General features: G+C 67.0%; 12 protein-coding genes and 1 tRNA gene. 7 read left to right on the top strand and 6 right to left on the bottom strand.

Annotated features, from left to right (window positions below; all coding sequences use genetic code 11):
* The first annotated feature begins 194 nt into the window (after positions 1 to 194).
* Positions 195 to 1,508 (top strand): hypothetical protein, encoded by a 1,314-nt coding sequence (locus ABD705_RS12145; RefSeq protein ID WP_344783925.1) that lies wholly within the window; start codon positions 195 to 197, stop codon positions 1,506 to 1,508.
* Positions 1,509 to 1,519: 11 nt separating this feature from the next.
* Here ABD705_RS12145 and ABD705_RS12140 read toward each other — a convergent pair whose 3' ends face one another.
* From ABD705_RS12140 to ABD705_RS12130, 4 genes are all read right to left on the bottom strand, one after another.
* Positions 1,520 to 2,083 carry a recombinase family protein gene (locus ABD705_RS12140; protein ID WP_344783923.1) on the bottom strand — a complete coding sequence of 188 codons (564 nt, stop codon included), beginning with the start codon at positions 2,081 to 2,083 and terminating at the stop codon, positions 1,520 to 1,522.
* 209 nt (positions 2,084 to 2,292) lie between these two features.
* A complete protein-coding gene (locus tag ABD705_RS16115) occupies positions 2,293 to 2,526 on the bottom strand; it encodes an STAS-like domain-containing protein (protein ID WP_425562077.1) in 234 nt (77 codons plus the stop codon).
* On the bottom strand, positions 2,523 to 3,611 hold the full coding sequence (locus tag ABD705_RS12135; RefSeq protein ID WP_344783921.1) for an ATP-binding protein: 1,089 nt from the start codon (positions 3,609 to 3,611) through the stop codon (positions 2,523 to 2,525). The genes ABD705_RS16115 and ABD705_RS12135 overlap by 4 nt, the downstream gene beginning before the upstream one ends.
* A gap of 239 nt (positions 3,612 to 3,850) precedes the next feature.
* Positions 3,851 to 3,923 (bottom strand) — tRNA-Val (locus tag ABD705_RS12130).
* A gap of 113 nt (positions 3,924 to 4,036) precedes the next feature.
* On the opposite strand from ABD705_RS12130, the gene aceE reads away from it, so the two are divergent.
* The 6 genes from aceE to ABD705_RS12100 all read left to right on the top strand — a co-directional run bounded on the left by aceE (position 4,037) and on the right by ABD705_RS12100 (position 11,637).
* Positions 4,037 to 6,763 (top strand): pyruvate dehydrogenase (acetyl-transferring), homodimeric type, encoded by a 2,727-nt coding sequence (aceE, locus tag ABD705_RS12125; protein WP_344783919.1) that lies wholly within the window; start codon positions 4,037 to 4,039, stop codon positions 6,761 to 6,763.
* 7 nt (positions 6,764 to 6,770) lie between these two features.
* The gene (locus ABD705_RS12120; RefSeq protein ID WP_344783917.1) at positions 6,771 to 7,991 is read left to right on the top strand and encodes a PucR family transcriptional regulator; all 1,221 of its coding nucleotides are present in this window, start codon (positions 6,771 to 6,773) and stop codon (positions 7,989 to 7,991) included.
* A gap of 94 nt (positions 7,992 to 8,085) precedes the next feature.
* Complete coding sequence (locus tag ABD705_RS12115) at positions 8,086 to 9,003, top strand: ACP S-malonyltransferase (RefSeq protein ID WP_344783915.1); 918 nt, start codon at positions 8,086 to 8,088, stop codon at positions 9,001 to 9,003.
* A complete protein-coding gene (locus ABD705_RS12110; RefSeq protein WP_344783914.1) occupies positions 9,000 to 10,001 on the top strand; it encodes a beta-ketoacyl-ACP synthase III in 1,002 nt (333 codons plus the stop codon). The genes ABD705_RS12115 and ABD705_RS12110 overlap by 4 nt, the downstream gene beginning before the upstream one ends.
* Positions 10,002 to 10,091: 90 nt before the next feature.
* On the top strand, positions 10,092 to 10,340 hold the full coding sequence (locus tag ABD705_RS12105; protein WP_153746134.1) for an acyl carrier protein: 249 nt from the start codon (positions 10,092 to 10,094) through the stop codon (positions 10,338 to 10,340).
* Between the two features lie 58 nt (positions 10,341 to 10,398).
* Positions 10,399 to 11,637 (top strand): beta-ketoacyl-[acyl-carrier-protein] synthase family protein, encoded by a 1,239-nt coding sequence (locus ABD705_RS12100; protein WP_344783911.1) that lies wholly within the window; start codon positions 10,399 to 10,401, stop codon positions 11,635 to 11,637.
* A 140-nt stretch (positions 11,638 to 11,777) separates the two neighbouring features.
* On the opposite strand, the gene ABD705_RS12095 is transcribed toward ABD705_RS12100, so the two are convergent.
* Together ABD705_RS12095 and ABD705_RS12090 are read right to left on the bottom strand one after the other, a co-directional pair.
* Complete coding sequence (locus tag ABD705_RS12095; protein ID WP_344783909.1) at positions 11,778 to 12,281, bottom strand: DUF3145 domain-containing protein; 504 nt, start codon at positions 12,279 to 12,281, stop codon at positions 11,778 to 11,780.
* 148 nt (positions 12,282 to 12,429) lie between these two features.
* A complete protein-coding gene (locus ABD705_RS12090; protein WP_344783907.1) occupies positions 12,430 to 13,203 on the bottom strand; it encodes a hypothetical protein in 774 nt (257 codons plus the stop codon).
* Positions 13,204 to 13,227 lie beyond the last annotated feature (24 nt).

Genomic DNA, 13,227 nt, shown 5'->3' with positions numbered 1-13,227 from the left:
AGGACCACGCCCCGCGGCCCTGCGAGCCGTCGCAACCCACCATGCCAGAACTTCGATTGCACGTTCGGTATCCACCCCCGCAGGTTACCGGGGGTGCCGGCCAGCCCCCCATCGATCGGCCTGGATACTCTGGAGCGAATCCGAGATGCCCGCGAAGTCCAGGTGTCTCGATCTTGCAATTCGCTTGGGGGAATATGCTGAACAATCGCGAACTGGCGTCCGTGATCTTGATCGCGCTGCTCATCCTGCTCGCGCTCGCGGTTCCCAAGTGGCGCAACATCTTGCTGCCTTCGGTGGGAATTGTTGCGCGCTCATTTTTCCAGTGGACGATCCTCCGCATCTTTGGGCTATTCGTCGTCTGGGTGGCTCTTTGGGTGTGGCTCGCATCGCTCATCGGCGCGTGGGAGCTGGAGCTGCTGAAGGACACCATCATCATCCTGTTCGGTGTCGGCTTCCCCCTCCTGTTCAGCTCGATACGAGCCAAATCCGGCGTCGAGATCCTCGGGCACATTCGCCGCGAGACACTGGCGTTGTCCACCCTCTTTCTGTTCTACCTCAATCTTGAATCGCTGCCGCTGTGGGGCGAGCTGATCGCGCAACCGATGATCGTCCTCTTGTCGGTGATGACGACCTTCGCTCAGCGCGATGAGAAGGGACGGCGAGTCCTCGGCTGCTTCTCCATCCCTCTCTTGTTGATCGGAATCGGCCTGATCGTATGGACCACCGTGCATACCGCCAACAACTGGAACGAGCTCGACTGGACAGAGCTGCTAGCTCAGCTGGCGCTCTCGGTGTGGCTCCCGTTCGCTATGTTTCCCTACCTGTACGTGGTGGCGTTCTATGCCGCCACTGAGGTGATCTTGAAACGGCTTCTGTGGACAAACAAGGAGATGCCGCTGCGAGCACGCCTGGGGGTGCTAGTCGGGCTGCACGGGTCCGTGCGATGGGCGAAGGAGCTGACGGGCCGGTACTACCAGGTGGCGCAAGCCAAGACGCTCCGGGGAGCGTTGTCAGAGATGCGTCTCTTCCGAGACGACGTGACCCGACGCGAGAACCGGGAAGCAGATCGCCTTGCGGATCTCGAGGGCTTCGCAGGCCAGACAGGAGTGGATGGGACCGGCGCACAACTCGACCGAAGAGAGTTCGACGGAACCAAGCGTGCTCTGGACTTCATCCACACCGCCCAGGCTCTCCGGTACGAGCGACGCCAAGAGACGTTCTGGGACGATCTCACCGACATGGTGATCAGCCCGGTATCAAAGTGGGGTCTGCCAGACCAGCACGGCATCGTCGTTGAGATCACGACCGATAAGAAGAAATGGCGAGCATGGCGGCGCTTGCCATCCGGCTGGGTGCTCGGGATTGGAGCAACCGGGCGCTTCGGAAAGTACCGCTACGCCCGTGACCAACCTCCGACGTCATGGCCGGGAGAATCTGACGAGTGGATCGACGCTGCTGTCGCGCTCGGACCCGTGGATTGGGAACGCAACGACGGGACCCGCCTCTAGGCCGTGATCGCCTAGAGCGTCGAGATCACCCGATAGAGCGTTGCCTGCGAAATGCCCGTCATGCGAGCGATGTCGGCCCTGCTGTGGTCTCCACTGTTGACAAGCTTCTTGATGGTAGCGAGCTTCTTGAGGTCCACGACGGAGGGGCGACCGCCGACACGGCCCTTCGCCTTGGCTGCATCGAGACCGGCGCGGGTGCGCTGCACGATGGTGTCGCGTTCGAGCTGCGCGAACGCTGCCATGATCGTCAGCATCGCCTGACCCATGGGGCCGGAGTTGAGGTCGATGTTCTCGGTGAGGCTGCGGAAAGTCGCGCCCTTGGCCGTGATCCGCTGCACCGCTTCGAGGACGTTCAGCGTGTTGCGCCCGATGCGGTCGAACTTCCAGATGACCACCTCGTCACCTTCTTCGAGGCGGTCGATCAGCGCATCCCACTGCGGGCGAGATGCGAGTGTGCCGGAGACTCCCTCGTCGGCGTACACGCGTTTGATGCCGTCCACCTTGGCAATGGCATCGCGCTGGAGATCAGCATTCTGATCCTTGGTCGAGGTGCGAACGTATCCGAATTTGGCCATGGATAGAATCTTGCACAACTCATCTCGCATAACACGAGGAATTGAGAGATAGTTCTGAGACTATCAGGAGCTGCTGATCGATCCGATCTCGACACTCTCACCGGACCATCGTTTTTGGTAGCTCAGCGATGGAGCGCCACTCCATGCGTCAGGTGCCGCACCGGTCGAGTGTCAACCGTCGGCTCGCATATGCCCGGCGGCCTACGGAGTCACGCCAACCTTGCATCTTCGCCGTTCGTTTGCTCCGGTTCGCGCCCGACGTCACTCCAGTCGTCCTGTGCGTAAGAGATCACGACCTCAATGATGGAACGCACCGCGCTTGAGCAATTCTTGAAAACCAAATGATCTAGACCAGCCGGAGTTTCACTCCGAACTGCCTCAGCAATCAACGCGTGCACGAACGACTGTGTGGCTAGCGAGACTCCCTCGAAGTCCAGGATCACGTCCTGCCCGCGAGAGATGGCCGGTAGCACTCTCTCCGTGCGAAGCAGCTTCGCAATCTCTTTACTCTCCGCGAAGGCACCGACCTCGGTCGCGATTGAAATCTTGATTCAAATCGTCCGCTTCGCTTTACCGTCGCCCGCTTTGCCGACTGAACATCGACGCTGTATGCCGTCCGTACGTAGTCCATGAACATGTTGAATTCTGCGAACGCGTTGAGTTTGATGTCGATCCCAACAAAGGTTCCCGGCCAACCCGGCATGTCGTCGTATCGGGTGGCGCGATCGAGTGAGGGATCGCCGTAAAGCACGCGAGCTTCAGCATCGTTCCGTGGGGTCAACAGTTTGAAGAGACCGGTCCCTGAGTGGAGCACCATGTAGTTTCGCGAGGTCAGAGCCATGGACTTGCAGAAGAACAGCCCTGCTCCCGCGTTGTCAGCCGTGCCACCCGGGGCGCGTGTTGTTCCGGTCACGCCGGGGCGCATGGCGAGCTGGACCGCTTCCAAGTCTGTGTCTGTTTCGTAGCTACGCGCGAGACTCTTGCGGATCCCCGTCCCGCAGTCGGCGACGCCGATCGAGATAACGCCGGTCTTCGCATAGACCTGTGCAGCAATCACAGAGGGGGTGGAGAACCCGGCGTGTTCGAGCGTGTTTCGTACAAGCTCGCTGAGCGCATATCGAATCGGTTCTATCTGTTCCGGAGTTTCGGCATGCAGCAGCGGCACGATGTCGATCAAGAAGGAGGTGAGCTGTCGTCCGCTGCGGATGACATTGATCGGCACGAACCTCCCGGCCTCTTCCTTTGCGTGAACAGCGAGGCCTGACTCGACACCCAGGGTAGAGAACAGTGCCATTCGGTCGAGGTAGCGGGCGCTTGGTGTATCTGGTATCGACTCCACAACAACGGGGTGACCCGCCTCGATCGACCGGAGCCCGGCGGCGGCAGTCGCTGCCAAGACGACGGGATGCACCGAGAAGTAGGTGGAAGGCATCACTACCGTCAGCGCTGTCTCATCCGGCTCCTCAATGCGCCGGGTAAATGACTCGATGTTCTGACGTCGGGCCGCTGTGGGCAGTTCGATTCGCACTTCGCCTCCCTCGTGGAAGCTACCAGAGAACTAGTGGCCTACACCCGCGCGTTTGTAGCTCTTGCCGTTACCTCCGGCACAGTTCCGACCCTTCGAGCCATGGATGATGCTCAACATGCTCGACTGAATGCATGACCCGCGCAGGCAGCAGCAGGGCCCGGCAACTTCGGGGGCCGTCGGGGGGCCGCGCATCGAGTACCACTAGTTGACAGACTCGCGGGATCTCAATGTTCTCTAGGTGGGCCCTGCCGGGTTCGAACCGACGACATCCACGGTGTAAACGTGGCGCTCTACCGACTGAGCTAAAGGCCCGTCCGGCAAGTCTAGGACCCGCAAGTCGATAGGCTGGGCGCGGTGTGTCATCCACACCCAACCCGGTGTTCACCCGCGCCTGCTGAGATCCATCAGGCCGAGAAAGGTCTCCCGTGACTGTCCACGACCAGGATCCGTACTCTCAGGGCCCCCTCGACAGCGATCCGGATGAGACCGGCGAATGGCAGGAGTCGCTGCATCAGCTCGTGCAGGCCAAGGGTGCCGGCCGCGGGCGCGAGATCATGCTGAGCCTGCTGAAGACCTCCAAGGATCTGCGCCTGGGCGTGCCAATGGTGCCCACCACCGACTATGTGAACACCATCGCGCCCGAGAACGAGGCGCCCTTTCCCGGCGATGAGGAGCTGGAGCGCCGGTACCGTTCGTGGATCCGCTGGAATGCCGCGATCACGGTGCACCGCGCGCAGCGCCCGGGCATCGGCGTGGGCGGGCACATCTCCACCTATGCGTCGTCCGCCTCGCTGTACGAGGTCGGCTTCAACCACTTCTTCCGCGGCCAGGGCCACCCCTCCGGCGGCGACCAGGTCTTCTTTCAGGGGCACGCCTCCCCCGGCATGTACGCGCGCGCCTTCCTCGAGGGCCGGCTCACCGAGGCTCAGCTGGACGGCTTCCGGCAGGAGAAGTCACACGCACCGCACGGCATCCCGTCCTACCCGCATCCCCGGCTCATGCCCGACTTCTGGCAGTTCCCGACCGTGTCGATGGGCATCGGCCCGATCAACGCGATCTATCAGGCGATGACCAACAAGTACCTCACCCACCGCGGCATCAAGGACGTCTCCGATGCGCGCGTGTGGGCCTTCCTGGGCGACGGCGAGATGGACGAGGTGGAGAGCCGCGGGCAGCTGCAGGTGGCCGCCAATGAGGGCCTGGACAATCTCACCTTCGTCGTCAACTGCAATCTGCAGCGCCTGGACGGCCCGGTGCGCGGCAACGGCAAGATCATCCAGGAGTTGGAGAGCTTCTTCCGCGGCGCCGGCTGGAACGTCATCAAGGTCGTCTGGGGCCGCGAATGGGACGATCTGCTGGCCCGCGACGTTGACGGCGCGCTGGTGAACCTGATGAACGTCACCCCCGACGGCGACTACCAGACCTACAAGGCCGAGAACGGCGCCTACGTGCGGGAGCACTTCTTCGGTCGCGACGAGCGCACGCTGGCGATGGTCGAGGACTTCAGCGACGAGCAGATCTGGCACCTGCGCCGCGGTGGCCACGACTACCGCAAGGTGTACTCCGCGTTCAAGGCCGCCGTCGAGCACAAGGGGCAGCCCACCGTCATCCTCGCCAAGACCATCAAGGGCTACGGTCTCGGGTCGCACTTCGCCGGCCGCAACGCGACCCACCAGATGAAGAAGATGACGCTCGAGGATCTCAAGCAGTTCCGCGACGGGATGCACATCCCGATCACGGACGTCCAGCTTGAGGAGAACCCCTACCTGCCGCCGTATTACAACCCGGGCGCGCAGGACGAGACGATCCAATACATGCTGGATCGGCGCCGCGAGCTCGGCGGGTTCCTGCCCGAGCGCCGCACCGCCCACGTCGACCTGGCGCTGCCGGACGACAGCGCCTACGCGCTGCCGAAGAAGGGCTCGGGCACTCAAGAGATCGCCACCACGATGGCGTTCGTGCGGCTGCTGAAGGACCTGCTGCGCGCCAAGGGCTTCGGGCACCGGATCGTGCCGATCATCCCGGACGAGGCGCGTACCTTCGGCATCGACGCGTTCTTCCCCACCGCGAAGATCTACAACCCGAACGGCCAGCACTACACGTCGGTCGACCGCGAGCTGCTGCTGGCCTACAAGGAGAGCGCGCAGGGCCAGATCGTGCACGTCGGCATCAACGAGGCGGGCGCCATGGCGGCGTTCACCGCCGCCGGCACGTCGTACTCGACGCACGGCGAGCCGCTGATCCCGATCTACATCTTCTATTCGATGTTCGGCTTCCAGCGCACGGGCGACGCCAACTGGGCCGCCGGCGATCAGATGGCCCGCGGATTCGTGATCGGCGCCACCGCCGGACGCACCACCCTGACCGGCGAAGGGCTGCAGCACGCCGACGGGCACTCGCCGCTGCTGGCCTCGACCAACCCGGCCACCGTCTCGTACGACCCGGCATACGGCTACGAGATCGCCCACATCGTGCGCGCGGGCCTGGACCGGATGTATGGCGGGCAGCACCCCGACCCGAACGTGATGTACTACCTCACCGTCTACAACGAGCCGATGGTGCAGCCCGCCGAGCCGGCGGATGTCGACGTCGAGGGCATCGTGCGAGGCATCCACCGGGTGCACACCGCCGATGGCGACGGCCCCCGCGCCCAGCTGATGGCCTCCGGCGTCGGTGTGCCGTGGGCGCTGGAGGCCGCGCAGCTGCTGCGTGAGGACTGGGGCGTGCAGGCCGACGTGTGGTCGGTGACCAGTTGGGCCGAGCTGCGCCGCGACGGACTCGCCGCAGACGAGCACAACTTCCTGCACCCCGACGAGCAGCCGCGCACCGCCTACCTGACCGACAAGCTGGCCGGCGCGCCGGGTCCGGTCGTCGCCGTCAGCGACTACATGCACGCCGTGCAGGACCAGATCCGCCCGTGGGTGCCGAACCGGTTCGCCACGCTCGGCGCCGACGGCTTCGGCTTCTCGGACACCCGTGCCGCCGCCCGCCGCTTCTTCAAGATCGACGGCCCCTCGATGGTCGTGCGCACCCTGCAGGCACTGGCCGACGAGGGCGCCGTCGACCGCTCGTTGGCCGGACAGGCCATCGCCACGTACCGGCTGCACGACGTGACCGCCGGCACGACCGGAAACGCCGGAGGAGAGAGCTGATGACGCGATGATCAGCGAGAAGGCCCCCACCGACAAGGCCCAGACCCTGGTCTGGCTGCGACGGATCTCCGGCGACCTCGCGACGGCCACCATCACCCGACTGCAGGAGACGCTCCCCTGGTACGCCGAGATGCCGCCCGCGCGCCGGTCGGCGGTCGGGCTGGTGGCGCAGGCCGGCATCACGTCGTTCATCCAGTGGTACGAGGACCCGACATCCACGCCCTGGATCGCCGCCGACATCTTCGCCGCCGCCCCCCGCGAGCTGCTGCGCAGCGTCAGCCTGACTCAGACGCTGCAGCTGATCCGGGTGACCGTCGAGGTCACCGAGGAAAAGGTCGCCGGCCGGGGCGAGCACCTGCGCGAGGCGATGCTGCTGTATTCGCGCGAAGTCGCCTTCGCCGCGGCGGACGTCTATGCGCGCGCCGCCGAGGCGCGCGGACTGTGGGATGCCCGCCTGGAGGCGCTCGTGGTCGACTCGATCCTGACCGGCGAAGCGGATGAGGAGCTGCCCAGCCGGATCGCCGCGCTGGGCTGGCACGGCCACGGTGAAGTCGCGGTGCTGGTGGGGACGACTCCCCCGCAGTTCGACGTCGACCAGCTGCGCCGCACCGCCCGCAAGCTCGGCGTCGACGTGCTGATCGGCGTGCAGGGGTCGCGCCTGGTGCTCGTGCTCGGTCGCGCGCTGCCGGCCGGACGCGCCGCCGACGAGACCGAGGCGGCGATGCCGTTCGCGCAGATCGCCGACCGGCTCGAGCCCGGTTTCGGCAGCGGCTTCCTCGTGCTCGGCCCGACCGTGCCGGCACTGGTGGATGCCGGGCAGAGTGCGCGAGCGGCCCTGGCGGGCTTCGCCGTCGCCGGCGCGTGGCGGCACGCGCCGCGTCCGGTCGAGGCCGACGACCTGCTGCCCGAGCGCGCGCTCGCCGGCGACCAGGTCGCCAAGCACACCCTCGTCGAACGCATCTACCGGCCCCTGCAGGGCCACAGCTCCGACCTGGTCACGACGCTGTGGAGCTATCTCGACAACGGCCGGTCGCTGGAGGCGACGGCGCGCGAGCTGTTCGTGCACCCCAACACGGTGCGCTATCGGCTCAAGCGGGTCTCCGAAGTCATCGGATGGGATGCCACCGGAGCACGCGAGGCGCTGATCCTGCAGACCGCGCTCATCCTCGGGGCCATCGGCACCGACACCACCCGGCGCCGGATGCCCTCCCCTCGCCGCCCGCGCTGAACCGCCGCCGCGCTGTATACCGGGTACAAACGATTTTCACATTGTTGTGCCATGTCGGCCAGTTCCCGGGCGCTTACTTTGGCAGGATGGGAAGGTGATCATCGCCGTCTTCCCCGGTCAGGGCTCGCAGTCCCCCGGCTTTCTCGCTCCGTGGCTCGAACTGGACGGCGCACGCGAGCGCCTCGCGGACTACTCCGACCAGGCACAGGTCGATCTGGTCGCCGCCGGCACGCAGTGGGACGCCGACGCCATCCGCGACACCAAGGTCGCCCAGCCGCTGATCGTGGCGGCCAGCCTGCTCTCCTGGCACGCGCTGGTCGACGGAGGCACGGCGCCGACCGGTGTCGCCGGTCACTCGGTCGGTGAACTCGCCGCGCTGCCCGCGGCAGGAGTGATCTCCGAAGCCGATGCGCTGCGCCTGGTCGGCATCCGCGGCCGGGCGATGGCCGCAGCCGCCGATGCCGCCCAGACCGGCATGAGCGCCGTCGTCGGCGGCGACCAGGACGCCGTCGTCGCCCAGCTGCAGGCGCTGAACCTGACCCCGGCCAACTACAACGGCGGCGGGCAGATCGTCGCCGCCGGCACGCTCGCCGCCCTCGCCGAGCTGGCGGCGAACGCACCCCGCGGCGCGCGGGTGATCCCGCTGCAGGTCGCCGGGGCATTCCACACCGGCTATATGGCGCCGGCCGTCGACACGCTGCGCACGGCAGCGGCCGCGGTGGCGGCATCCGACCCCGCCCTGACGCTGTGGAGCAACAACGACGGCGCGGTGGTCGACTCCGGACGCGCCGCCGTCGACCGGATGGTCGCGCAGGTGGCCTCTCCGGTGCGCTGGGACCTGTGCATGGCCTCGTTCGCCGCGCACGAGGTCACCGGCATCATCGAGCTGGCGCCCGCCGGCACCCTCGTCGGCCTGGCCAAGCGCGCACTGCGCGGTGTGCCCTCGGTCGCCGTGAAGACCCCTGACGACCTTGCGGCCGCCACCGCCCTGATGAACGGAGCCGCCGCGTGAGCGTCGCACTGAACCAGCCGGTCGGCCCGGCACACACCCGCATCTACGCCTACGGCGCGGCCCGCGGCGAGAACGTCGTGCCGAATGAGGACATCATCGGCCCCATCGACTCCAGCGACGAATGGATCCGGCAGCGCACCGGCGTCATCACCCGGGTGCGCGCGGTGGCCACCACCACCGCGGTCGATCTGGCCACAGACGCCGCCCGCGAAGCGGTCGAGCGCTCCGGCGTCGACCCGCACCAGATCGATGCCGTGATCGTCGCGACGATCAGCAACCCGCGGCAGACGCCGTCGGTCTCGGCGATCGTCGCCGACCGGATCGGCGCGAACTCGGCCGCAGCCTACGACCTGAACGCGGCATGTGCGGGCTTCGCGTACGGCGTCGCGCAGGCCGATGCACTGATCCGCGGCGGCGTTGCGCATTACGCCGTGGTGGTCGGCGCCGAGAAGCTCAGCGACATCATCGACCCCACCGACCGGAGCATCTCGTTCCTGCTCGGCGACGGCGCGGGCGCGGCCGTGATCGGCCCGAGCGAGACCCCGGGGATCGGCCCGACGGTGTGGGGGTCGGATGGCTCGAAGTCGGAGCTGGTCGCAATGAACGGCACGCTGACCCAGTTCCGCGACGGTCTCGTGCCGTGGCCGACGATCCGCCAAGAGGGTCCGAGCGTGTTCCGCTGGGCGGTCTGGGAGATGGTGAAGGTCGCCCGACAGGCATTGGAAGCGGCCGGAGTCGGCCCCGGCGATCTCGCGGCGTTCATCCCCCACCAGGCGAACATGCGCATCGTGGACGAGTTCGCCAAGCAGCTGAAGCTGCCCGAGTCGGTCGCCGTCGCGCACGACATCGAGACCACCGGCAACACCTCGGCGGCGTCGATTCCGCTGGCGACGCACCGGCTGCTGCAGGAGCACCCCGAGCTCTCCGGCGGGCTCGCCCTGCAGATCGGCTTCGGCGCCGGCCTCGTCTTCGGCGCACAGGTCGTGGTCCTGCCCTGATGCGGGTACCGGCGACTCTAGACTTGTGCACGGCCCGCCGGGCCCCTCCCCTGACCGCAACTGAAGAAACTAAGAAACAAGGAGTACGAAATGGCATTCACGAACGATGAGGTCCTCGCCGGCCTCGCCGAGCTGATCACCGATGAGACCGGCATCTCGGCCGACGAGGTCGCCCTGGAGAAGTCGTTCACCGACGACCTCGACATCGACTCGATCTCGATGATGACGATCGTCGTCAACGCCGAGGAGAAGTTCGGCGTCACCATCCCGGACGACGAGGTCAAGAACCTGAAGACCGTCGGCGACGCCGTCACCTTCATCACGTCGCACCAGGCGTGAGATTGGTGGGGGCCGACCAGCCCCCACCAGCACAGAACACCCGAGGAATCCCCCGAATATGACCACTCCCCGCATCGTCGTCACCGGCATCGGCGCATCGTCCCCCATCGGCGGCACCGCGCCCGAGAGCTGGTCCGCCCTGCTGGGCGGCGCCAGCGGCACGCACACCCTGCAGCATGACTGGGTGGAGCAGTACCAGCTGCCCGTCACCTTCGCCGCCGAGGGGCTCGTGCGCCCCGACACCGTGCTGGCACGGCCGGTGGCCAAGCGCCTCGACCCGTCGTCCCAGTTCGCCATGGTGGCGGCGCAGGAGGCGTGGGCGGACGCCGGCGCCCCGGAGGTCGAGCCCGAGCGTCTGGGCGTCGACTTCGCCACCGGCATCGGCGGACTGTGGACCCTGCTGGATGCCTGGGACACCTTGCGCGAGAAGGGGCCGCGTCGGGTCATGCCGATGACCGTCCCGATGCTCATGCCCAACGCGGCCGCCGGCAACCTGTCGCTGCACTTCGGCGCGCGCGCCTATGCCCGCACCGTCGCCAGCGCCTGCGCCTCCAGCACCGAGTCGATCGTGAACGCGTTCGAGCACCTGCGCGCCGGGCTCGCCGACGTCGTGATCGCCGGCGGCACCGAATCAGCGATCCACCCGCTGACGATGGCGGCGTTCGCGTCGATGCAGGCGCTGTCACGGCGCAACGACGACCCCGAGCACGCATCCCGCCCCGGCAGCATCGATCGCGACGGCTTCGTGATGGGCGAGGGCTCGGCGGTGCTGATCATGGAGACCGAGGAGCACGCCAAGGCGCGCGGCGCGAAGATCTATGCGTACGTGGTCGGCGGCGGCGTGACCGCCGATTCGTATCACATCACGGCGAACGACCCGGAGGGCCACGGTGCCGCCCGCGCGGTGCGGATGGCGCTCGAGGTCGCGGATGCCTCGCCCGAGGACGTCACGCACATCAACGCGCACGCGACATCGACGCCGGTGGGCGACCCCAACGAGTACCAGGCCCTCAAGCAGGTGTTCGGCGATCGGGTCGACGAGATCCCGGTGTCGGCGACGAAGGCCTCGACCGGCCACCTGCTGGGCGGCACCGGAGCGCTCGAGGCGGTGTTCTCGATCTATGCGATCGGCAACCGGATCGCCCCGCCGACGATCAACATCACGACGCCCGACCCGGAGGTGCCCTTCCGCCTCTCCGGCGACACGGTGCCGCTGGGCGGCGGCCCGCAGCTGGCGATCAGCAATTCGTTCGGTTTCGGCGGGCACAACGCCGTCGTCGCGTTCTCGTCGGAGTGACCGGCCGCACGGCATGAGAGAAGGCGCCCCGCTCGAAGCCTGAGCGGGGCGCCTTTCTTCCTCGACGGGCGGTGATTCGCGGTCTCAGCCGCCGGAATGCTCCGACTGCCGGTACTGGCGCCTCCAGCCGCCCGAAGTCTTCACCCGACCTTGTGCAGCCAGACCACCGGAGCATCGTCGGACGCGTGCCGGAACGGCTCCAGCTCCTCGTCCCACGCGGCGCCGAGCGCGACCTGCAACTCGCGCTCCAGCTCGAGCACGTCGCCGGCGGCGACCTCCATCGCATAGCGCACCCGATCCTCGCCGATCACGATGTTGCCGGCGGAGTCGGTCTGCGCATAGTGGATGCCCAGACTCGGGGTGTGCAACCACCGGCCGCCGTCGCTGCGCGGGGTCGGGTCTTCGCTCACCTCGAAGCGCAGGTGCTCCCAGCCGCGGATCGCGGTCGCCAGGGCGGCGCCGGTGCCGGCGGGGCCCTCCCAATAGAACTCAGCACGTCTGCTGCCGCCGAGCACCGGCTGATCGATCCAGTCGAAGCTCACCGCGCGGCCGAGCACGCGCCCCACCGCCCACTCGAGGTGCGGGCACAATGCGCGTGGCGCAGAGTGTACCAAGACCACTCCACGCGCCTGTTGCGTCACCATGGTTTCTCCGTTTCGTCAGGTGCGTCTTCCCCTACGACCTGACCGGTTCACTCGGTGACGTGCTGTTCAGTTCTCCGCTCATTATTGCGTGCCCGCGCCGGAATCACAAGCGTGTGATTCGCGCGCGGGCACGCGAGTGCTCAGACGCTCACGCCTCGCTCATGGCGCGGACCTCGGCCTGGCCCTTGGCGGCGTAGTACGCGGCCCGTGCGGCATCCTTGCGCGCCTGCTCGGCGTAGCCCGCATCGAGGATCGCCTGGTCCACGGCCACGCTCGCGGTGTGACTTTGTCCGTGATGCTTCTCGATGTAGGCATCCAGCTCGGGGCCACTCGTCCACGACGTGATCAGGTTGTAGCGCGGCTCGGTGCCGAGGTGCGTGGTCGCGTGCCACAGCCGCTGCGTGTCGATGATCAGCTGCGCCCCGGCCGGCAGCGCGATGCGCACCTCACCCTGCGGGTCGGTGCGGTTCTCGCGCAGCACGAAGAAGCTGTCCTTGTCGTCGGTGAGGTTGAAGAACCCGCGCACGACCCAGCCGGTGCCGTCCGGGTTGAGGCGATTGTTGTCGTCCTGGTGCAGGTTGTACAGGCACTCGCCGTACGGGGTCGGCTGCAGCTCGATGACGCGGCAGCGACCGACGTTCGCCCCCGGCTCCTGCGCCCGACGGGTCAGGTTCGGCGCCTTGACGACCTGGGCGTCGATCCAGACGCCGTCCTTGTCGGTGCGCGGCGGCTTGTGGTTCCAGAAGCCGTTGCACTCGATCTCGCCCTTTGCGCTGGCCAGCGGCGCGAACCGGGTGTCGCCGGAGGACTTCCAGTCGACGTATTCGATGTCGAGCCACTCCTGGGGGTCCACCTCCTGGTGGTAGCTGTCGAGGACGACATAGCCGGTCTCTTCGAGCGCGGCGGACTTGATGTAACCCATGCGGATCACCTTTCGTAGGGGGCC

Source organism: Microbacterium kribbense, assembly GCF_039537285.1.
Classification (GTDB): domain Bacteria; phylum Actinomycetota; class Actinomycetes; order Actinomycetales; family Microbacteriaceae; genus Microbacterium; species Microbacterium kribbense.
Note: the sequence above shows the minus strand (reverse complement) of the source record. Positions and strands in the feature narration are given on the sequence as shown.